The 19,459-nt window shown below is 62.6% G+C and carries 14 protein-coding genes and 1 pseudogene; 6 read left to right on the forward strand and 9 right to left on the reverse strand.

From position 1 onward, the window contains the following. Nucleotides 1-51 precede the first annotated feature (51 nt). Nucleotides 52-1,587, reverse strand: coding sequence for an efflux transporter outer membrane subunit (locus tag P9292_RS32380; protein ID WP_309963013.1), 1,536 nt, complete (start codon nt 1,585-1,587; stop codon nt 52-54). A 75-nt stretch (nt 1,588-1,662) separates the two neighbouring features. Continuing rightward, nucleotides 1,663-2,178 (reverse strand): MarR family winged helix-turn-helix transcriptional regulator, encoded by a 516-nt coding sequence (locus P9292_RS32385; protein ID WP_250509106.1) that lies wholly within the window; start codon nt 2,176-2,178, stop codon nt 1,663-1,665. 535 nt (nt 2,179-2,713) lie between these two features. Between P9292_RS32385 and typA the strand changes: the two genes are divergently transcribed. From typA to P9292_RS32415, 6 genes are all read left to right on the forward strand, one after another. Further along, nucleotides 2,714-4,540 (forward strand): translational GTPase TypA, encoded by a 1,827-nt coding sequence (gene typA / locus P9292_RS32390; protein WP_309963015.1) that lies wholly within the window; start codon nt 2,714-2,716, stop codon nt 4,538-4,540. Between the two features lie 342 nt (nt 4,541-4,882). After that, nucleotides 4,883-7,744 (forward strand): 2-oxoglutarate dehydrogenase E1 component, encoded by a 2,862-nt coding sequence (locus tag P9292_RS32395; RefSeq protein ID WP_244825396.1) that lies wholly within the window; start codon nt 4,883-4,885, stop codon nt 7,742-7,744. A 130-nt stretch (nt 7,745-7,874) separates the two neighbouring features. Then, a complete protein-coding gene (odhB, locus tag P9292_RS32400) occupies nt 7,875-9,200 on the forward strand; it encodes a 2-oxoglutarate dehydrogenase complex dihydrolipoyllysine-residue succinyltransferase (protein ID WP_309963017.1) in 1,326 nt (441 codons plus the stop codon). A 93-nt stretch (nt 9,201-9,293) separates the two neighbouring features. Continuing rightward, nucleotides 9,294-10,724, forward strand: a complete 1,431-nt coding sequence (lpdA, locus tag P9292_RS32405) for a dihydrolipoyl dehydrogenase (protein WP_309963019.1) — start codon at nt 9,294-9,296, stop codon at nt 10,722-10,724. A gap of 134 nt (nt 10,725-10,858) precedes the next feature. Next, nucleotides 10,859-11,956: a cell division protein ZapE gene (gene zapE, locus P9292_RS32410; protein WP_309963020.1), complete on the forward strand. Its 1,098-nt coding sequence runs from the start codon at nt 10,859-10,861 to the stop codon at nt 11,954-11,956. 137 nt (nt 11,957-12,093) lie between these two features. Further along, nucleotides 12,094-12,465 (forward strand): transposase, encoded by a 372-nt coding sequence (locus tag P9292_RS32415; RefSeq protein ID WP_244825392.1) that lies wholly within the window; start codon nt 12,094-12,096, stop codon nt 12,463-12,465. Nucleotides 12,466-12,555: 90 nt separating this feature from the next. On the opposite strand, the gene P9292_RS32420 is transcribed toward P9292_RS32415, so the two are convergent. From P9292_RS32420 to P9292_RS32450, 7 genes and pseudogenes are all read right to left on the reverse strand, one after another. Continuing rightward, entirely contained in the window at nt 12,556-13,005 is a 450-nt protein-coding gene (locus tag P9292_RS32420; RefSeq protein WP_309963023.1) for a DUF2147 domain-containing protein, read from the reverse strand. 111 nt (nt 13,006-13,116) lie between these two features. Then, on the reverse strand, nt 13,117-13,905 hold the full coding sequence (gene surE, locus P9292_RS32425) for a 5'/3'-nucleotidase SurE (RefSeq protein ID WP_309843277.1): 789 nt from the start codon (nt 13,903-13,905) through the stop codon (nt 13,117-13,119). 97 nt (nt 13,906-14,002) lie between these two features. After that, complete coding sequence (locus P9292_RS32430; protein WP_244825389.1) at nt 14,003-14,248, reverse strand: hypothetical protein; 246 nt, start codon at nt 14,246-14,248, stop codon at nt 14,003-14,005. Between the two features lie 191 nt (nt 14,249-14,439). Further along, nucleotides 14,440-15,348: a DUF1571 domain-containing protein gene (locus P9292_RS32435; RefSeq protein ID WP_309963026.1), complete on the reverse strand. Its 909-nt coding sequence runs from the start codon at nt 15,346-15,348 to the stop codon at nt 14,440-14,442. 25 nt (nt 15,349-15,373) lie between these two features. Then, a complete protein-coding gene (locus tag P9292_RS32440; RefSeq protein ID WP_309963028.1) occupies nt 15,374-17,119 on the reverse strand; it encodes an AMP-binding protein in 1,746 nt (581 codons plus the stop codon). Between the two features lie 138 nt (nt 17,120-17,257). After that, entirely contained in the window at nt 17,258-18,565 is a 1,308-nt protein-coding gene (locus P9292_RS32445) for an acetyl-CoA C-acetyltransferase (RefSeq protein ID WP_309963030.1), read from the reverse strand. Further along, nucleotides 18,562-19,457: pseudogene (locus P9292_RS32450) on the reverse strand (MaoC/PaaZ C-terminal domain-containing protein). Before P9292_RS32450 ends, P9292_RS32445 begins: the two are co-directional and overlap by 4 nt. Between the last annotated feature and the right edge of the window lie 2 nt (nt 19,458-19,459).

Consider the following 19,459-nt stretch of genomic DNA (forward strand, 5'->3'; position numbering starts at 1 on the left):
TCCGAATGTTTCGTATTTATCTTGATGCGTGTTCTTGTACTTGGGCGCGGCTCAGTTCGACTGCGCCGGTTGGCTTGCCGTCTGTTGCGTGCCCTTGGGCTGTCCGCTGCCGTCGATCGCGAGATTCGAATCGGTCGCGTCGAATCCGCCGCCGAGCGATTTGATCAGCGCGATCTGCAGGTCGCTGCGCCTCAAGCGCAGATTGGTCACGGTCTGCTCGTTGGCGAGGCGGTTCTGGTCGGCCGTCAGCACTTGCAGTTGCGGCGACAGCCCGGCCTTGTAGCGGATCACCGCGAGCTCGTAGGCGTTCGACGCCGCCGCGAGCGCGCGTTGGGCGTCGCCCATCTGACGGTCGAGCGAGCGGATGGCCGAGATATTGGTCGCCACGTCGTTCATCGCGTTGATGAGCGTCTGATTGTAGTTGGCGACGTCGCCTTCGAAGTCGGCATAACGGCCCTTCAACTGGGCGCGCAGTGCGCCGGCATCGAAGATCGGCAGATGGATGGCCGGACCGGCCTGGACCTGACGGCTGCTCGAAGTGAGGAAGCGGCCCCAGCCGAACGCGTCGAAACCGAAGCCCGCGGCGAGGTTGATGTCCGGGAAGAACTCGGCCTTCGCTTCCTTGATGTTGTGCGTTGCCGACTCGACCTGCCAGCGTGCCGCGACGATGTCCGGACGGCGCGCGACGAGGTCGGCGGGCACGTTGTCGGGCAGCGCGACGGTGATGTTCGAATTGATCACCGGATTGGCGATCTGCAGGCCGCGGTCCGGACCCTTGCCCAGCAGCGCCGCGAGCTGATAGCGCACCGACTCGATTTGGCCGTCGAGTTCGCTGAGGTTGGTCTGGCTCGTCGCGGTGTTGCCTTCGGCGGTGCGGCGTTCCACGTTGGTATCGAGACCGGCGGTCACGCGTCCGTTGGTGATGCGGCCCACGTTCTCGCGATTCGAAATCTCGCGCTGGGTGACATCGCGCAGTGCGTAAAGCAACGCAAGCTGGTTATACGTGCGCGCCACCGACGCCGCGAGCGTGACGCGCGCCTGCTGCATGTCGGCCTCGGCCGCCTTTTCCAGCGAGACCGCTTGATTCAGACGCGCGCGATTCTTGCCCCAGAGGTCGAGATCCCAAGACGCGCTGGCAAGCACGTTGTTCTCGCTGAACCACGTTCCACCGTAGGGCGGCGGGAAAAGCGCGTTGGCGGAGTAGAGCTCGCGAGTCCACGAATACGAACCGTTGACCTTAGGCGACAGCGCCGAACGCGAGGTTTCGATATACGACGATGCCTTTGCAATTCGCGATTGGGCCTGCGCAATGCTCGGATTGTCCGCAAGCGCTTCGTCGATGAGTTGCGGCAATTGCGGGTCGCCGAACTGCTTAGCCCAGTCGAGCGACGGCCACTGGCCGCCTTGTCCCGGCACGCTTTGCGTCGCGCTGTAGTCGTCGGGCGTGGCGATTGTCTTGTCGCTCGAAATGCCCGAATAGTTCGCGCATCCGGCGATGGTCAGCGCGGCAGCGGCGGCCGCCAACGCGGTCTTCGCGCTTCCCGGCAGCCCGATGCCTCGGAGCGCTGGCAAGGATAGGTGTTTCATCGCTCGTCTCTTGAGATGAGAATTAAAGATGGACGTTGCAATCATTTTTTTGCGCCGTAGCGGCGGATTTGCTTGTCATCGCAATGACGTCGCGGGCTTGTCGTTCGCGTTCAGCGCGAGGGCCGCGGCGGAGTCGCACGAGTTTGCCAGTACGCGTCGCAGCATGCTCTTGAGAAATCCGACTTCCTCGGGCGTGAAGCCTGCAAGAAGATTGTCCAGGACGCTTGTAAAGATGGCGGGCACTTGTTCGGCCATCACGCGGCCGTCTTCGGTGAGCGCCAGTCGAACCACGCGCCGGTCCGCCTCGCTGCGCACGCGCGACAGCAGGCCGCGCTTCTCCAGCCGGTCGATCAGACGCGTGACCGCGCTTGCGTCGATACCGTACTCACGTGCAATATCCGCCGCCGTCGCGCATTTGCCCACCGCCAGCATGAACATAATGCTCGCCTGCGTTCCGGTAATGCCGAGCTCGGAGGAGGTGTGCTGCGTCACCATGTTCCACATGGTGGAGCGCACCCGGCTGATGAGGTAGCCCACGCTTTCGCTCAGGACGTAATCGCCGATGCCAGCGGGTTTTGGAGCCTCACTCATTGTAAATTCTTGTGCGGTCGCAATAATTGACTAGGCAGTATTATAGGTAGGGCAACATGTCGCTGCAAGAATCTTTTCCAAGAACGCTTAATAATCGGCCGGGGCGGCCCGCCGCACTAAGCCAAGCGCGTTTATCACATAGATGACGCGGCGGCGGCGCAACATCGCAATTACGGGTCGCGGCCTATTGTCAGAAAGTGACTTCCGTGCGTGCTATAATTTACGGTTCTCACCGCGCCGGGACCGTGATTCACATGCAACTGCGCCGACTGACGAGCCGTCCGAAGTAACAAGCGAAGTAACGAGCCAAGTACCCGCGAAGTACAAGACGAAGTACCCGCGAAGTACAAGAACTACGTCCGAAAGACATAAGCCGGACGGAATGCAGCGCACAAGGAACTTGCGCGCTGCCGGACAAGCTCAGTCGGAACAGCATTGCGTCAAAGACGGCCTGCCGAGCCACGACGCCTCCTTATCCAGAATGTTCTGGATGGACTCAGGCCTGCTTCGACGGCGCATAACCAAGATACCTTCTATGACTCGCGCCCTACGCAATATCGCAATCATCGCCCACGTCGACCACGGCAAGACCACGCTCGTCGACCAGTTGCTCCGTCAATCGGGCACGTTCCGGGAAAACCAACAGGTCGCCGAACGGGTCATGGACTCGAACGACATCGAAAAAGAACGTGGCATCACGATCCTGGCGAAGAATTGCGCGGTCGAATACGAAGGCACGCACATCAATATCGTCGACACGCCGGGACACGCCGACTTCGGCGGTGAAGTGGAGCGTGTGCTCTCCATGGTCGATTCCGTGCTGTTGCTCGTCGACGCCGTCGAAGGCCCGATGCCGCAAACGCGCTTCGTGACCAAGAAGGCGCTCGCGCTCGGTCTCAAGCCCATCGTCGTCATCAACAAGGTGGACCGTCCGGGCGCGCGTATCGACTGGGTGATCAACCAGACGTTCGATCTGTTCGACAAGCTGGGCGCGACCGAAGAGCAGCTCGACTTCCCGATCGTCTACGCGTCGGGCCTGAACGGCTATGCCGGTCTCGACCCGGAAGTGCGCGAAGGCACCATGCGTCCGCTCTTCGAAGCCATTCTGGAACACGTGCCGGTGCGCCCGTCGGACCCCGATGGTCCCCTGCAACTGCAGATCACTTCGCTCGACTACAACTCGTATGTCGGCCGTATCGGCGTGGGTCGCGTGGCGCGCGGCCGTATTCGCCCGGGCATGCAAGTGGCCGTGCGTTCGGGTCCGGACGGCGCGATCATCAATCGCAAGATCAATCAGGTGCTGTCGTTCCACGGCCTCGAGCGCGTGCAGGTCGAGGAAGCGCAGGCGGGCGACATCGTGCTGATCAACGGTATCGAGGAAATCGGTATCGGCGTGACCATCTGCGCGCCGGAAAATCCCGAAGCGCTGCCCATGATCACCGTCGACGAACCCACGCTCACGATGAACTTCCTCGTGAACTCGTCGCCGCTCGCGGGAAAGGAAGGCAAGTTCGTGACGAGCCGCCAGATTCGCGACCGTCTCACGAAGGAACTGAACCACAACGTGGCGCTGCGCGTGAAAGACACGGGCGACGAAACCACGTTCGAAGTGTCGGGTCGCGGCGAACTGCATCTGACCATTCTGGTCGAGAACATGCGCCGTGAAGGTTACGAACTCGCCGTGTCGCGCCCGCGCGTGGTGCTGCAAGAAATCGACGGCGTGAAGCACGAGCCGTATGAAAACCTGACGGTGGATATCGAAGACCAGCATCAGGGCGGCGTGATGGAAGAACTCGGCCGTCGCAAGGGCGAAATGCTCGACATGACGTCCGACGGCCGTGGCCGTACGCGTCTCGAATACAAGATTTCGGCGCGCGGTCTGATCGGTTTCCAGAGCGAATTCCTGACGCTTACGCGCGGGACGGGTCTGATGAGCCATACGTTCGACTCGTACTCGCCGGTGAAGGAAGGTTCGGTCGGCGAACGTCGCAATGGCGTGCTGATCTCGCAAGACGATGGCGCCGCTGTCGCCTACGCACTGTGGAAGCTGCAGGATCGCGGCCGCATGTTCGTGACGCCGGGCGACGCGCTGTACGAAGGCATGATCATCGGTATCCATAGCCGCGACAACGACCTGGTCGTGAACCCGATCAAGGGTAAGCAGCTTACCAACGTGCGCGCATCGGGTACGGACGAAGCCGTGCGTCTCGTGCCGCCGGTTCAGCTGTCGCTGGAATACGCGGTCGAGTTCATCGACGACGACGAACTCGTCGAGGTGACGCCGCAGTCCATCCGCCTGCGCAAGCGTCATCTGAAGGAACACGAGCGTCGTCGCGCGAGCCGTGAAGGTGCAGCCGACTAACGCGTTCGTTCGCATGCAAGTGACAAAGCCGCCTTCGGGCGGCTTTTTTTATCTCATCGCTAAAGCTTCCGAAAGCGCTGCCGACGCGCGCGCAATAACATCGCTTGCTTATCGCGCGAATGCCCGCACATCTGCGTTGCAGAAGGGCGAAGCCGAGGCTCCAAGGTGCGACCACCTGTCATATGACGATTGGTTCTGTGCTATGCTAATCGGATTAGCTGTCGCTTTTTAGGTCCTTCCAAGCAGACTTGATTCGCGCAATCCGCTAAACGGTCAGGCCGTGGCGCGGAAGGTTTCTTAACCCGCACTTCCTCGAGAAACTCGAAGAAAGGTGAGCGTAAAATGATGAAGCAATTCCAGTCGAACTCCTATTTGTTCGGCGGTAACGCTCCGTACGTAGAAGAACTGTACGAGCAATATCTAGACAACCCGGCGTCGGTCCCCGAGACCTGGCGCACCTATTTCGACGCGCTTCAGAACGTGCCAGCATCCGACGGCACGGCTCAGAGCGACGTGGCTCACGGCCCTATCGTCGAATCCTTTGCGCAGCGCGCGAAGTCCAACGCCTTCGTTCCTCGTGAAGGCGGCGGCGAAGATCTCGCCACCGCGCGCAAGCAGGTCTACGTCCAGTCACTGATCGGCGCATATCGCTTCCTCGGCTCGCAACTGGCCGACCTCGATCCGCTCAAGCGCCGCGAGCGTCCGCATATTCCTGAACTCGAACCTGCGTTCTACGACTTCACCGAAGCCGACATGGACCAGACGTTCAGCGCCACGAACCTGTATTTCGGTTTCGAGCGCGCGAGCCTGCGCGAGATCGTCAAGGCATTGCGTGACACGTATTGCGGCAAGATCGGCGCCGAATACATGTACATCAGCGACCCCGAACAAAAGCGCTGGTGGAAAGAGAAGCTCGAGTCGACGCGCTCGACGCCCAACTTCTCGAACGACAAGAAGAAGCACATCCTGAATCGCCTGACGGCCGCCGAAGGCCTCGAGCGTTTCCTGCACACCAAGTACGTCGGTCAGAAGCGCTTCTCGCTGGAAGGCGGCGAGAGCTTCATCGCGTCGATGGACGAAGTCGTCCGTCACGCAGGCGCGAACGGCGTGCAGGAAATCGTCATCGGCATGGCGCACCGCGGGCGTCTGAACGTGCTGGTCAATACGCTCGGCAAGATGCCCGCCGACCTCTTCGCCGAATTCGAAGGCAAGCACGTCGATGACCTGCCGGCTGGCGACGTCAAGTATCACAAGGGTTTCTCGTCGGACGTCTCGACCGATGGCGGCCCGGTTCACCTGTCGCTCGCGTTCAACCCGTCGCATCTGGAAATCGTGAACCCGGTGGTCGAAGGGTCGGCCAAGGCGCGGATGGATCGCCGTGGCGACGAAGAAGGCCTGCAAGTGCTGCCGGTGCAGATTCACGGCGACGCCGCTTTCGCGGGCCAGGGCGTCGTGATGGAAACGCTGAACCTCGCGCAGACGCGCGGCTACGGCACGCACGGCACGCTGCATATCGTCATCAACAATCAGATCGGCTTCACGACCTCGGACCCGCGCGACTCTCGCTCGACGCTGTACTGCTCGGACGTCGTCAAGATGATCGAAGCGCCGGTGCTGCACGTGAACGGCGACGATCCCGAAGCCGTGGTGCTCGCCACGCAGCTCGCCATCGACTTCCGCACGAAGTTCCATAAGGACGTGGTCGTCGATATCGTCTGCTTCCGCAAGCTCGGTCACAACGAGCAGGACACGCCGGCGGTCACGCAGCCGCTGATGTACAAGACTATTGCCAAGCATCCGGGCACGCGCGCGCTGTATGCCGAAAAGCTCGTGCAGCAAGGCGTCATCACGCCCGAAGTCGCGGACGAATACGTCAAGGCGTACCGCACGGCAATGGACGAAGGTCACCACACCATCGACCCGGTGCTCTCGAACTATAAGAGCAAGTACGCGGTCGACTGGGTGCCGTTCCTGAATCGCAAGTGGACCGACGCGGCCGACACCGCCGTGCCGCTCGCCGAACTCAAGCGGCTGGCCGAGCGCATCACGACGATCCCGGAAAACTTCAAGGTGCATCCGCTCGTCGAGCGCGTGATCAACGATCGCCGCGCCATGGGCCGTGGCGAAGCCAAGCTCGACTGGGGCATGGGCGAGCATCTCGCGTTCGCGTCGCTGGTCGCTTCGGGTTATGCGGTGCGTCTGACGGGTCAGGACTCGGGCCGCGGCACGTTCACGCACCGTCACGCGGTGTTGCACGATCAAAACCGCGAGCGCTGGAACGACGGCACGTACATTCCGCTGCAGAACATTGCCGAAGGTCAGGCCAAGTTCTCGGTGATCGACTCCGTGTTGTCCGAAGAAGCGGTGCTCGGTTTCGAATACGGTTATTCGACCGCCGAGCCGAACACGTTCGTCGCGTGGGAAGCGCAGTTCGGCGACTTCGTGAACGGCGCGCAAGTCGTGATCGACCAGTTCATCTCGTCGGGCGAAGTGAAATGGGGCCGCGTCTCGGGTCTCACCATGCTGCTGCCGCACGGCTACGAAGGCCAAGGTCCGGAGCACTCGTCGGCACGTATCGAACGTTTCCTGCAGTTGTGCGCGGATCACAACATGCAAGTGGTGCAGCCCACCACGCCGGCGCAAATCTTCCATCTGTTGCGCCGCCAGATGATCCGCTTGTTCAGAAAGCCGCTGATCATCGCCACGCCGAAGTCGCTTCTGCGTCACAAGGAAGCCGTGTCGGACCTGTCGGAACTGGCGAAGGGTTCGTTCCAGCCGGTCATCGGCGAAGTGGACGAGGCCATCGACGCGAAGAAGGTCAAGCGCGTGGTCGTCTGCTCGGGCCGCGTGTATTACGACATCGTCGCGCATCGCCGCGAAGCGAAGAGCAACGACGTCGCCATCGTGCGTATCGAGCAGCTCTATCCGTTCGCGCACAAGCAGTTCGACGCGGAACTCAAGAAATACGAGAACGCGACCGAAGTGGTCTGGGTGCAGGACGAGCCGCAGAACCAGGGCGCCTGGTTCTACATCGAGCACCATCTGCGTGAAGGCATGAAGGACGGCATGAAGCTCGCATATAGCGGCCGTCCGGCTTCGGCTTCGCCCGCGGTCGGTTACTACGCGAAGCACTACGAGCAACAAAAGGCGCTCGTGGAAGGCGCGTTCGGCCGCCTCAAGGGCGCGCAGGTGATCGCGAAGTAACACGGCTTGACGGGACCGCGCGGGCGAGGCTCGCCGGTCCCGTACGCGAAACGCGCATCGAATGCGGCGTCAGGTCGCCGTGCATCGCGTCGCTCGCATTCATACAGACACGTATCAGGACAAAACAGAAATGGCTATCGTAGAAGTCAAGGTTCCCCAGCTTTCGGAGTCGGTTTCAGAAGCGACCATGCTGCAGTGGAAGAAGAAGCCGGGCGAGGCTGTCGCCCGGGACGAAATCCTCATCGAAATCGAGACCGACAAAGTCGTGCTCGAAGTGCCCGCACCGTCCGCCGGCGTGCTGGCGCAAGTCATCAAGCATGACGGCGATATCGTCGCCGCCGATGAAATCATCGCGAAGATCGACACCGAAGCCAAGGCCGGTGAAGCACCGGCCGCCGCCGCCGCTGGCGACGCGGAAGTGAAACCGGCGCCCGAAGCCGAGCCTGCCGCCGCATCGGCTGCTGCTCCGGCGGCCGCGCAAGGTTCGGCGCAAGCCACGGGCGGTGCCGCATCGCCTTCGGCCACGAAGATTCTGGCCGAGAAGGGCGTATCCGCGGACCAGGTTGCAGGCTCCGGCCGCGACGGCCGCATCACGAAGGGCGATGCACTCAGCGCTTCGGCATCCGCCGCTGCCGCGCCCGCCAAGGCTGCTGCTCCGGCGCCCGCCGCCGCACCGGCTCCGGCTGCCGCACGCGCCGCGAAGCCGTCGCTGCCGGACGTGAAGGCGCCCGCATCGGCGGATCAGTGGCTCAAGGATCGCCCGGAACAACGGGTGCCCATGTCGCGTCTGCGTGCGCGTATCGCCGAGCGTCTGCTCGAATCGCAGCAGACCAACGCCATCCTGACGACGTTCAACGAAGTCAACATGGCGCCGGTCATGGATCTGCGCAACAAGTACAAGGACCGCTTCGAGAAGGAACATGGCGTGAAGCTCGGCTTCATGTCGTTCTTCGTGAAGGCCGCCGTGCACGCGCTGAAAAAGTTCCCGCTCGTGAACGCGTCGATCGACGGTAACGATATCGTCTATCACGGTTACTTCGACATCGGTATCGCGGTCGGTTCGCCGCGTGGTCTCGTCGTGCCCATTCTGCGTAATGCAGATCAGATGAGCCTCGCCGACATCGAAAAGAAGATCGCCGAATTCGGTCAGAAGGCGAAGGACGGCAAACTGTCCATCGACGAAATGACGGGCGGCACGTTCTCCATCTCGAATGGTGGCGTGTTCGGCTCCATGCTGTCGACGCCTATCATCAACCCGCCGCAGTCCGCGATTCTTGGCGTGCACGCCACCAAGGAACGCGCCGTGGTGGAAAACGGCCAGATCGTGATCCGCCCGATGAACTATCTGGCGCTGTCTTACGATCACCGCATCATCGACGGCCGCGAGGCCGTGCTGTCGCTCGTCGCCATGAAGGACGCGCTGGAAGATCCGGCTCGTCTGCTGCTCGACCTGTAAGCGTAGAACGCATGTTGCCCTGGTGCGCGCGATAGGCTCGCGCGCACCGTGAAGGGCGTCTCCGCATGAGCGGAGTCATATCAAGGGAAAGTCATGTCCAAGGAATTTGATGTCGTCGTGATCGGCGCGGGCCCCGGTGGCTATATCGCGGCCATTCGCGCAGCGCAGCTCGGCAAGTCGGTTGCGTGTATCGAGAAGTGGAAAAATCCGGCGGGCACGCTCAAGCTCGGCGGTACGTGCCTGAACGTGGGCTGCATTCCGTCGAAGGCGCTGCTCGCGTCGTCGGAAGAGTTCGAGAACACGGCGAAGCATCTGGGCGATCACGGCATCAGCGTGTCGGACGTGAAGCTCGATGTCTCGAAGATGCTCGCGCGCAAGGACGGCATCGTCGAGAAGATGACGAAGGGCATCGAGTTCCTGTTCCGCAAGAACAAGATCACGTGGCTCAAGGGTCACGGCAAGTTCGCCGGCAAGACCGAGGCCGGCGTGCAGATCGAAGTGTCGGGCGAAGGCGAAACGGAAACGGTCACGGCGAAGAACGTGATCATCGCCACGGGTTCGAAGGCGCGTCATCTGCCGAATATCCCGGTCGACAACAAGATCGTCGCCGACAACGAAGGCGCGTTGTCCTTCGACGCCGTGCCGAAGAAGCTCGCCGTGATCGGCGCGGGCGTGATCGGTCTGGAACTGGGTTCTGTGTGGCGCCGTCTCGGCGCGGACGTGACCGTGCTCGAAGCGCTGCCGCAGTTCCTCGGCGCAGCGGACGAAGCGCTCGCGCGTGAAGCCGCGAAGCAGTTCAAGAAGCAGGGCCTCGACATTCACCTCGGCGTGAAGATCGGCGAAGTGAAGACCACGGAGAGCGGCGTTTCCATCGCGTACACGGACAGCACGGGTAATGCAAAGACGCTGGAAGCGGACCGCCTGATCGTGTCCATCGGCCGCGTGCCGAACACGGACAATCTCGGTCTGGAAGCAATCGGCCTGAAGGCCAACGAGCGCGGTTTCATCGACGTGGACGAACACTGCGCGACCGCCGTGCCGAACGTGTACGCAATCGGCGACGTGGTGCGCGGCCCGATGCTCGCGCACAAGGCGGAAGACGAAGGCGTGGCGGTGGCCGAGATCATCGACGGTCAGAAGCCGCATATCGACTACAACTGCATTCCGTGGGTCATCTACACGGAACCGGAAATCGCGTGGGTCGGCAAGACCGAGCAGCAGCTCAAGGCGGAAGGGCGCGAGTTCAAGTTCGGCCAGTTCCCGATGATGGCCAATGGCCGCGCATTGGGTATAGGCCGTGCGGATGGCTTCGTCAAGATGATCGCGGACGCGAAGACCGACGAGATTCTCGGCGTGCATATCATCGCGGCCGACGCGTCGGACCTGATCGCGGAAGCCGTGGTGGCGATGGAGTTCAAGGCGGCCGCCGAAGACATCGGCCGCATTTGCCATCCGCATCCGTCGCTTTCCGAAGTCATGCGCGAAGCGGCGCTCGCAGTCGATAAACGCGCGCTGAACATGTAAGTTCGCCGGGTCTTAAAGGACCCGGTCGGACCCGGCCGGACTCGGCCCGGCTCGGCCGGCATCGCAACGAAGGCGAGCGGATCAAACCGTTCGCCTTCGTCACATTCAACGGCATCAGCGCTACAAGCCGCATCATGAACGTCACCGAATACTACGAAAACGAGCTGCGCACGCGGGGCTATCGATCGGACGAGGCGCAGCTCGCGGCGGTCGCGCGGCTGCAGCGCTGTTACGACGAATGGATCTCCTACAAGTCGCGCCGCTCGAACGCGATCATGAAGTTTCTCGTGCATCCGGAGCTGCCGCGCGGCGTGTATCTATGGGGCGGCGTCGGGCGCGGCAAGAGCTTTCTGATGGACAGCTTCTATGCGGTCGTGCCGGTGCAGCGCAAGACGCGTTTGCATTTTCACGAGTTCATGCGCGAGGTGCATCGCGAACTGGAAGACCTTAAGGGCCAGGCCGATCCGCTCGACGAACTCGCGCGGCGCATCGCGAAGCGTTACCGGCTGATCTGCTTCGACGAATTCCACGTCTCCGATATCGCCGACGCGATGATTCTTTATCGCCTGCTCGATCGCCTCTTCACCAACGGCGTGCAGTTCGTGATGACGTCCAATTACGAGCCGAACACGTTGTACCCGGAAGGCCTGCATCGCGACAGGCTGCTGCCGGCTATCGAACTCATCAAGAAGCATCTCGACGTCCTGAATGTCGATGCCGGCACCGACTATCGCAGACTGACGCTTTCGACCGTGCAGGCCTATCACACGCCGCTCGGCGCGGCCGCGGATAAAGCCTTGCGCGACGACTTCGCGAAGCTCGCCGCCGTGCCGGACGAAAGCCCGCTGCTGCATATCGAGAAGCGCGAGCTCAAGGCACTGCGTCGCGCGGACGGCGTCGTCTGGTTCGATTTCGCGACCTTGTGCGGCGGACCGCGTTCGCAAAACGATTACCTCGAACTCGCGAGCCGCTTTCACGCCGTGATTCTGTCGGACGTGCCGCAGATGTCGCCGCGCATGGCATCGGAAGCGCGTCGCTTTACGTGGCTCATCGACGTGTTCTACGACCACAAGGTCAAGCTGCTGATGTCGGCGGCGGTGCCCGCCGAAGACCTGTACGTGGAAGGACCGATGGCCAATGAATTCGCGCGCACGGTATCGCGCATCGTGGAAATGCAGTCGAAGGAATATCTGGAGTCGCCGCGCCGTCTATCGGATATCTCACTGACCTAATACCGAGAAACCAAAAATAGCCGTTCAGCCAATTGGCGTAAGGCTTGTCGGGCTTTTTCAAGATTAGGAGGACTCTTATTTCCCCGCTTTGGTGCGCTCGGTATCGTTGCCGGGTACAGTAAATTGGAGAAATTAACGTGAAGCCCTACCGCGACATGTCCGACGAAGAATGGCAAATGGTGGCGCCGTTGCTCCCCGAGCTGAGGCCGCGTTCCGAACTGCGCGGTCGGCCGCTCGCCAACACCCGCGCCGTGCTAAATGGCGTGCTCTGGGTCATGTATAGCGGCGCGTCGTGGTCCACCATGCCGCGCAAATACCCGTCGTATCAGACCTGTCACCGGCGCTTCAAGGCGTGGCACGAATCGGGCGTGCTGCTGCGCGTGATGACGCAGTTGTTCGGCCCGGCAGGCGAGTCCCTTTACGCGTTGATGACTTCTCGCATGCGCGTTCCGGCGGAGCTTCCATCGCTCATGGAAGAAAGCGTCGAAGCGGAACGCCGCGCTGCGTGACATCGGCCACGTGCGAAGCGTCTGCAAAGCGTCTGCAAAGAGGATGCAAAACGAAAACCGGCCTTGGCCGGTTTTTTCATTTGAGCGAGATCACTGACGCAACCATGTCTGCGAGCGCCCCAAGAGTGACACGCCGATATACCCGCGCACCACGAGTTTCTGTCCGCCGTCCTCGAGCTTCATCTTGCACTTGTAGAGCTTGCCGTTTTCAGGGTCGAGAATCTGCCCGTCTTCCCAGGCGTCGCCGTTCTGCCTGAGACCGGTGATGATGGTCATGCCTTTCACTAGTTGATCGCGCCGCTCGTCGGTGCAGGCCGTGCAGCGCCGCTCCGGATGATCGAATTCGCCGATGCCGCGCACCACGCGTCCCGACAACTGGCCGCTGCCGTCGTCGACGATCTGAATGATCGCCTTCGGCTTGCCCGTGGCATCGTCGATAGTCTGCCATGTGCCAACGGGCGTAGGCGCTTGCGCAAACGCGCTTGCCGCCGACAGCGCCAAGAGCGCAGCGGCGCATGCGCGGCTGATCGCACGCTTCATAGGGTGTCTCCTTTTTCTAATCGTCATCCCGCGCGCTGGTACGGCGGGTCGCGTCAGCATACGAGAAAGCCGTATCTGCGTCTGAGAGGAAACGTTCTAGCCAACAACGCGCTACCGTGCGCCGCGCAAGCCGGCTTCGAGCGTGGCGAAGGTGCGGGCGTCGGTGCGATCGAAATTGAGCGGCGTCACCGCAATGCGTCGGGCCGCCACGTTCGCCGTCTCGGTGTCGGGCGCATTCTCACGTGCGCCGCGTTGAAAGCGTAGCCAATAGTAATCGAGACCGCGCGGGTCGACTTCCGCGATGACGTCGATACCTTCCACGAGCCCGGCGCCTTGCCGCGTCACGGTAAGCGGACCGGCGGCTTCTGCATCGCAATCGGGGAAATTGACGTTGAGACACGTCGGCGCGTCGTGCGAGATGGCGAGCAACTGACGGATCACGCCGGGCGCGAGCGCGCTCGCCGTGTCCCAGCGCACGTTGTCGCGATCTGAAAATGTCTGGCTCAACGCGATGGACGGCAAGCCGAGCAGCAAGCCTGTCATGGCTGCGCCGACCGTGCCGGAAAACATGGTCTCGACGCCAAGATTCGCACCGCGATTGATGCCAGAAAGCACGAGATCGGGCGGCGCATCTTTCATGAGATGGCGCGCGGCCATCACGACGCAGTCGCCGGGTGTGCCTTGCACGCCGAAGCGCCGTTCGCCCTGACGCGACACGCGCAACGGCGAATGAAGACTGATGGAGTGCGACGTGCCGCTCTGATCGTGCTCGGGTGCGATCACCCAGACTTCGTGCGCGATTTCGCGGGCGACGGCTTCGAGCACGGCAAGGCCGGGGGCGTCGATGCCGTCGTCGTTGGTGAGCAACACACGTTGAACGATGGGTTCAGTAGCGGACATCGCGAATCACTCCTTGGTCGGTTGTGAATGGGATCAACCGATTATTACAGAGATCGCGACGCCGAATGAGTGTCGAGCACGTGCCAAGCGCGCGTCTTTAGCGAACGCCCAACCCGCGCAATACGGCATTGCCGTCTTCGGTCAGCCGGACTTTCGGTGCGCCCGCTTCGGGAGACACGATTTCGACGTAGCCATATTCCTGCAACGAAGCGACATCCGGCGTCGCGGCCATGGCGTCGATCGGCGCGTGCAAAAGCAAAAGCAGCGTGGCGATTTCGTGATGGCTGAGCAGCCGTTTGATGGCCCGCACGGGCGCCGAAGCGGAAGCTAAACGGAGGTTCATGGACCGAACTCCTTGGTTGTTACATGACGATTCTGGGCGCCGGTGACATCCGGCAGCCGACGTTGATGTCGATGAAGTCCGGCAAGGTTAGAAGCCGATTCTTAGGCGAAACTTAAAATTAACCGATGCCGGGAAATCGCGCTTGTTACAGCGTGTGTCGTCAAGTCAGCGAGCACTTCAGAGCGCCGCCATCAGAAGCGATAGTCGGGATTTTTCGGGTCGAACGTCAGGTCGTCGAAGGGCTTGGGATCGATGCGTTCGAGCACGATGCTTTCGAACTGCTCGCCGTCGTTATCGAACGATTCGATGCTGCGCAAAAGCGGACGCGTCAGATCGAGACCGAGCACTTCGCGCTTGGCGTAGAAGTCGGGCTGGCCGCTCGGCGTATCGTAGGTGAGGGCGACGACGCGCACACCGTCGATAGTCCGCACATCGACGCTGGCCGGCCGCGTGATGCCCGCTTCGATGAAGCGGCGGCTTTCGTCGATGAAACGCTGCGTGATGGCGTCGATGCTGAGTTCGCGGATCGAATGATTCGACTGCGCGCGCGCAAAGGCGCCGTCGATCTTCGTCCACATCGGCACCACGCCGAACAGCCCGCCCAGATGCCCGTATAGCTCACGGGGACGCGTCGAATCGTCGTAGATGATCTCCTGGCCCGCATGCGCGCCGTCGGGCAACCATTTGGCGTAGATGCGCAGCGGTTCGCGCGTCACGCGCACGAGCATGTGGTCGGCGCGCTTCGGCCATTTTCCCTTCACGCGTTCGCGCCGCCACATGGTGAATTCGCACGATGCAAAGCGGTGCGTGCCCGCGCTCAAGTAACGCGGCAGCGTGTGAGGATCGAGCGACTGGAAGAGGGTGACGAGTTGCTCGTCGTCGAGCGCCGCAAGCTCGCCGCTCGCCGCCGCGCCGGTCAGCCACGCAACCTGCTGATCGGCATCGAGCGTGGCGATGCGGTCCGCGCCAACCTGTGCGTACGCGTGCGATTCGAACAGCGCGAACATCGCGAGCAGCAGAAAACACAGGCTCGCACAGGCGAGCCGCCAGTTCGTGATGCGGCGCAATTGCACTGACGGCACTGGCGGCACTGGCGGCATGAGTTCTCCGATTGGACCAGTGATGCTACTCCTTAAGCTTCGCGCGTTCAGCATCGCGTAATTCGCGTCGCAAAACCTTGCCGATGGTCGAAAGCGGCAGCGAATCCCGAAACTCCACGAACGCCGGCATCTTGTAGCCGGTCAGATGTAAACGGGCGAAGGCGAGGACTTCTTCCACGGTGAGCGTGGCGTCGCGCCGCACGACGAACACCTTCACGCGTTCGCCCGTCACCGCGTCGGGCACGCCGATAGCCGCCGCCGAATGTACTTTCGGATGCGCCGCGAGCACGTCCTCGATCTCGTTCGGATACACGTTGAACCCGGACACTATCATCATGTCCTTCTTGCGATCGACGATACGAACGAACCCGCGCGCGTCCATTACGCCGATGTCGCCGGTGGCGAGCCAGCCGTCCGCGCCGATAATCCGCGCGGTCTCGATAGGCCGATTCCAGTAGCCTTTCATCACTTGCGGGCCCCACACGCAAAGCTCGCCGCGTTCGCCGATGTCGGCCCATACGCCGTCTTCGCGGCGCATGCGCACGAGCGTGGAAGGCACGGGCAGGCCGATGCTGCCATCGAAAGCCATGTTGTCTTCGACACCGATGGGACTCGCGCACACGAGCGGTGAGCATTCGGTGAGCCCGTAACCCTCGGTGATCGACAAGCCCGTGAGCTTCGCGAAGCGTTCGGCGACGCCGCGTTGCGTGGCCATGCCGCCCGACATCGCAAGCTTGAGCGCGGAGAAGTCGCGCGCGCGGAATTCGTCGTTGTCGAGCAGCGCGTTGTAGAGCGTGTTGAGCGCGCTGATCGCGGTGAAGTTCTCACGGCGCAGCGCGCGCATGAACGTGCTGAGATCGCGTGGATTGGCGATCAGCACATTGCGCGCGCCGATGCCGAGGAACACGAGCGCATTCATCGTCAGCGAATAGATGTGATAGAGCGGCAGCGGCGTGACCACCGTTTCGGCGCCATCGACGAGCCTCGCGCGCGCCCACGCAAGCGCCTGCATCACGTTGGCGACGACATTGCGGTGCGTGAGCATCGCGCCCTTCGCCACGCCCGTGGTACCGCCGGTATATTGGATGAAGGCGATATCGCCGTGCCCGATGCGCACCGGTTCGAACTTGCGCCTGGCGCCGCGCGCGAGTGCCTGCCGCAAGCCGACCGCCTCGGGTAGCGAGTACGCGGGCACGCTCTTCTTGACGTGACGCAGAAAAAAGTCGATTGCCTGACCCTTGAGGTTGAGGCCGTCGCCGAGCAAGTCGCCGAGCGTGCTCACGATCACATGGCGGATGCGCGTGCCGTGCTGCGCGTCCTGCAATGTTTTCGCGAAAGGCTCCGCGACGACGATGGTCTGCGCGCCGCAATCCTTCAACTGATACGCGAGTTCGCGCGCCGTATAGAGCGGATTCACGTTGACGACGATCGCGCCCGCCGCAAGCGCGCCGAAGAGCGTCACGGGATAGGGCAGCGAATTGGGCATCATGAGCGCGACGCGATCGCCGGGTTTGACGCCGAGCTCTTGCAAATACGAAGCGAACGCCAGCGCCTTATCGCGCAGCGCGCCGAACGTGAGTTCGGAGCCGAGGCTCACGTAAGCGACGCGATCGCGAAAGCGCTCGACGGCTTGATCGAAGAAATGCGTGAGCGAACGGTAACGCGACGGATCGATATCGCGCGGCACGCCCGCCGGATACGAGGCATGCCAAATGCCATCCGTGCAATGCGGCTCGACAGCCCCGCGCGGCGATGCCGGTGCCGGACTCATGGTTTGTCTCCGTTGGCGCGGGTTGTATGCGCCTTATGTTTGTCATGCTGCTTTGTGTTCTGCTGTGCTTCGTGCTTCGTGCTTCGTGCTCGCGTTGCGTCGGCTACGTGCGTTGAGGGCCGCGAGCGTCTCGCGGCTTCAGCGTTCCAGTATCGCGACGATGCCTTGTCCGCCCGCCGCGCAAATCGAGATCAGCCCGCGCGTGGGACGGCCATCGCCGCGAGCGGGCGCATGGCTCAACATCTTCGCGAGCGTGCCGACGATGCGTCCGCCTGTCGCCGCGAACGGATGCCCGGTCGCGAGCGAACTGCCGTTCACGTTCAGACGCGCGCGGTCGATGCCGCCTGGCGCCTGCCCGAGTCCGAGCACGGTTTCGCAATACTCTTGGTCTTCCCATGCGGCGAGCGTGCATAGCACCTGCGCGGCGAAGGCTTCGTGAATCTCGTAAAAGTCGAAGTCCTGCAAGGCGAGGCCGGCGCGCAAAAGCAGCGGCGGGACGGCGTGGACGGGCGCCATCAAGAGACCTTCGCGCTTGTCGAAGAAATCGACTGCCGCCGATGCCGACAAACTCAAGTACGCCTGCACCGGCAAGCCGCGTTCGGCGGCCCATTGTTCCGATGCGAGCAGCACGGCCGACGCGCCATCGGTGAGCGGCGTCGAGTTGCCGGCGGTGAGCGTGCCCGCATCGCGATCGAAGACAGGCTTCAGTTGCGCGAGCTGATCGAGCGAAAGCTCGGGCCGCAGCGTGTTGTCGCGCGTCTGGCCTTTGTACGGCGTCATCAGGTCGTTGAAGAAGCCGCGCTCGTACGCCGCCGCGAGTTTTAGATGACTTTCCCGCGCGAGCGCGTCCTGCGCTTCGCGCGAAATCTTCCAGCGCTTGGCCATCAGTTCGCAATGCTCGCCCATCGAAAGACCGGTGCGCGGCTCGGCGTTACGCGGCAGCGTCGGCCTGAAGAACATGCCGGGCCGCAGTTTCGCGAGCGCGCCCACGCGCTGGCCCGCCGTCCGGCTGCGATTGGCTTCGAGCAAAATCTTGCGCATGCGCTCGTTCACGCCGATGGGCGCGTCCGACGCCGTATCCACGCCCCCTGCGATACCCACGTCGATCTGTCCGAGCGCAATCTTGTTGGCGACCAGAATCACCGTTTCGAGGCCGGTGGCGCAGGCCTGCTGAACATCGTAAGCGGGCGTTTCCTTCGCCAGCGTGGTCGAGAGCGCGGCTTCGCGCGTGAGATTGAAATCGCGCGAATGCTTGACGACCGCGCCCGCCGCGATCTCGCCGAGACGCAGGCCGTGCAGATCGTAGCGATCGACGAGACCTTGCAGCGTGAAGGCCAGCATGTCCTGATTCGATGCCGTCGCGTAAGCCGTATTCGAACGCGCGAACGGAATCCGGTTGCTGCCGATGATCGCGACTCTGCGCCCGAGGTTCGAAGACGTGCTCATGGCAGTTCCCATTCGAACTCGCCGCGCAAATGCGGCCGGTCGCCGGCGAGATCGCGCACTTCGAAGGCGCGCGCGGTGGACGAGGGCGCCGCGCTCCACAGCGTCGCGTCGCCCGGAAGAAAGAGCGGCAGCTTGAAGTCGCTGTGCGCGTGACCGGATGCGAGCGTCTTCACCGGATGCAGCGCCGCGAGCGTGCGCGCAAGCGTCCACATGCCGTGCGCGATGGCGCGCTGGAAGCCGAACGCCTTCGCGCTCAACGCATGCAGGTGAATGGGATTGAAGTCGCCGGAAGCCTTCGCGTAGTCGCGGCCCAGTTGCGCGGGAAGCTGCCAGCGCGCTTCGCGTACGAGGAGCGGCGTACTGGTCTCGATGGCATCGGCGACGGGCGCGGTGGCTTCGGTCTTCACGCCGCGTTTCAGATAGACGCTGTCGCCATCCCACACGGCCTCGCCGCGCCGGTAGATGCGCGTATGCAGCGTGAACGCCTGGCCTTTCGGATGCGGCACGAGCGGTCCGCATTCCACTTCGATCCGCAAGCCCTGACCCGCGAGCAGCGGCCGGCGCAAATGCACGCTGTTCGACAGATGCACGACGCCGAGCGCCGACCAGGGAAACGACGGATCGGTAAGCATCATCAGATGCAGCGGAAACGCGAGCACATGCGGGAACGTGAGCGGCACGCCGTGCTCGGGGATGAAGCGCATACGCGCGCATACCGGCCGATATGTTCGGGGTCGAGCCGCACGTCGGGGCGAATCAGGCGCAGCGCGGGCAGATCGGTTGCGTGGCCGCGCCAGAACAGGCCCGGCAGCAAGCGGCCATAGAGCTTTGCGGGCGACGGCAGCGTATCGACGACGACGGTGCGCGGGCGGGGCATCGTGGAGACGTGCATCC

The organism is Caballeronia sp. LZ001 (assembly GCF_031450875.1).
Taxonomy (GTDB): domain Bacteria; phylum Pseudomonadota; class Gammaproteobacteria; order Burkholderiales; family Burkholderiaceae; genus Caballeronia.

Coding starts and splice junctions, on each gene's coding strand:
- P9292_RS32380 (WP_309963013.1), bottom strand. CDS start 1,587: ATGAAACACCTATCCTTGCCAGCGCTCCGAGGCATCGGGCTGCCGGGA.
- P9292_RS32385 (WP_250509106.1), bottom strand. CDS start 2,178: ATGAGTGAGGCTCCAAAACCCGCTGGCATCGGCGATTACGTCCTGAGC.
- typA (WP_309963015.1), top strand. CDS start 2,714: ATGACTCGCGCCCTACGCAATATCGCAATCATCGCCCACGTCGACCAC.
- P9292_RS32395 (WP_244825396.1), top strand. CDS start 4,883: ATGATGAAGCAATTCCAGTCGAACTCCTATTTGTTCGGCGGTAACGCT.
- odhB (WP_309963017.1), top strand. CDS start 7,875: ATGGCTATCGTAGAAGTCAAGGTTCCCCAGCTTTCGGAGTCGGTTTCA.
- lpdA (WP_309963019.1), top strand. CDS start 9,294: ATGTCCAAGGAATTTGATGTCGTCGTGATCGGCGCGGGCCCCGGTGGC.
- zapE (WP_309963020.1), top strand. CDS start 10,859: ATGAACGTCACCGAATACTACGAAAACGAGCTGCGCACGCGGGGCTAT.
- P9292_RS32420 (WP_309963023.1), bottom strand. CDS start 13,005: ATGAAGCGTGCGATCAGCCGCGCATGCGCCGCTGCGCTCTTGGCGCTG.
- surE (WP_309843277.1), bottom strand. CDS start 13,905: ATGTCCGCTACTGAACCCATCGTTCAACGTGTGTTGCTCACCAACGAC.
- P9292_RS32430 (WP_244825389.1), bottom strand. CDS start 14,248: ATGAACCTCCGTTTAGCTTCCGCTTCGGCGCCCGTGCGGGCCATCAAA.
- P9292_RS32435 (WP_309963026.1), bottom strand. CDS start 15,348: ATGCCGCCAGTGCCGCCAGTGCCGTCAGTGCAATTGCGCCGCATCACG.
- P9292_RS32440 (WP_309963028.1), bottom strand. CDS start 17,119: ATGAGTCCGGCACCGGCATCGCCGCGCGGGGCTGTCGAGCCGCATTGC.
- P9292_RS32445 (WP_309963030.1), bottom strand. CDS start 18,565: ATGAGCACGTCTTCGAACCTCGGGCGCAGAGTCGCGATCATCGGCAGC.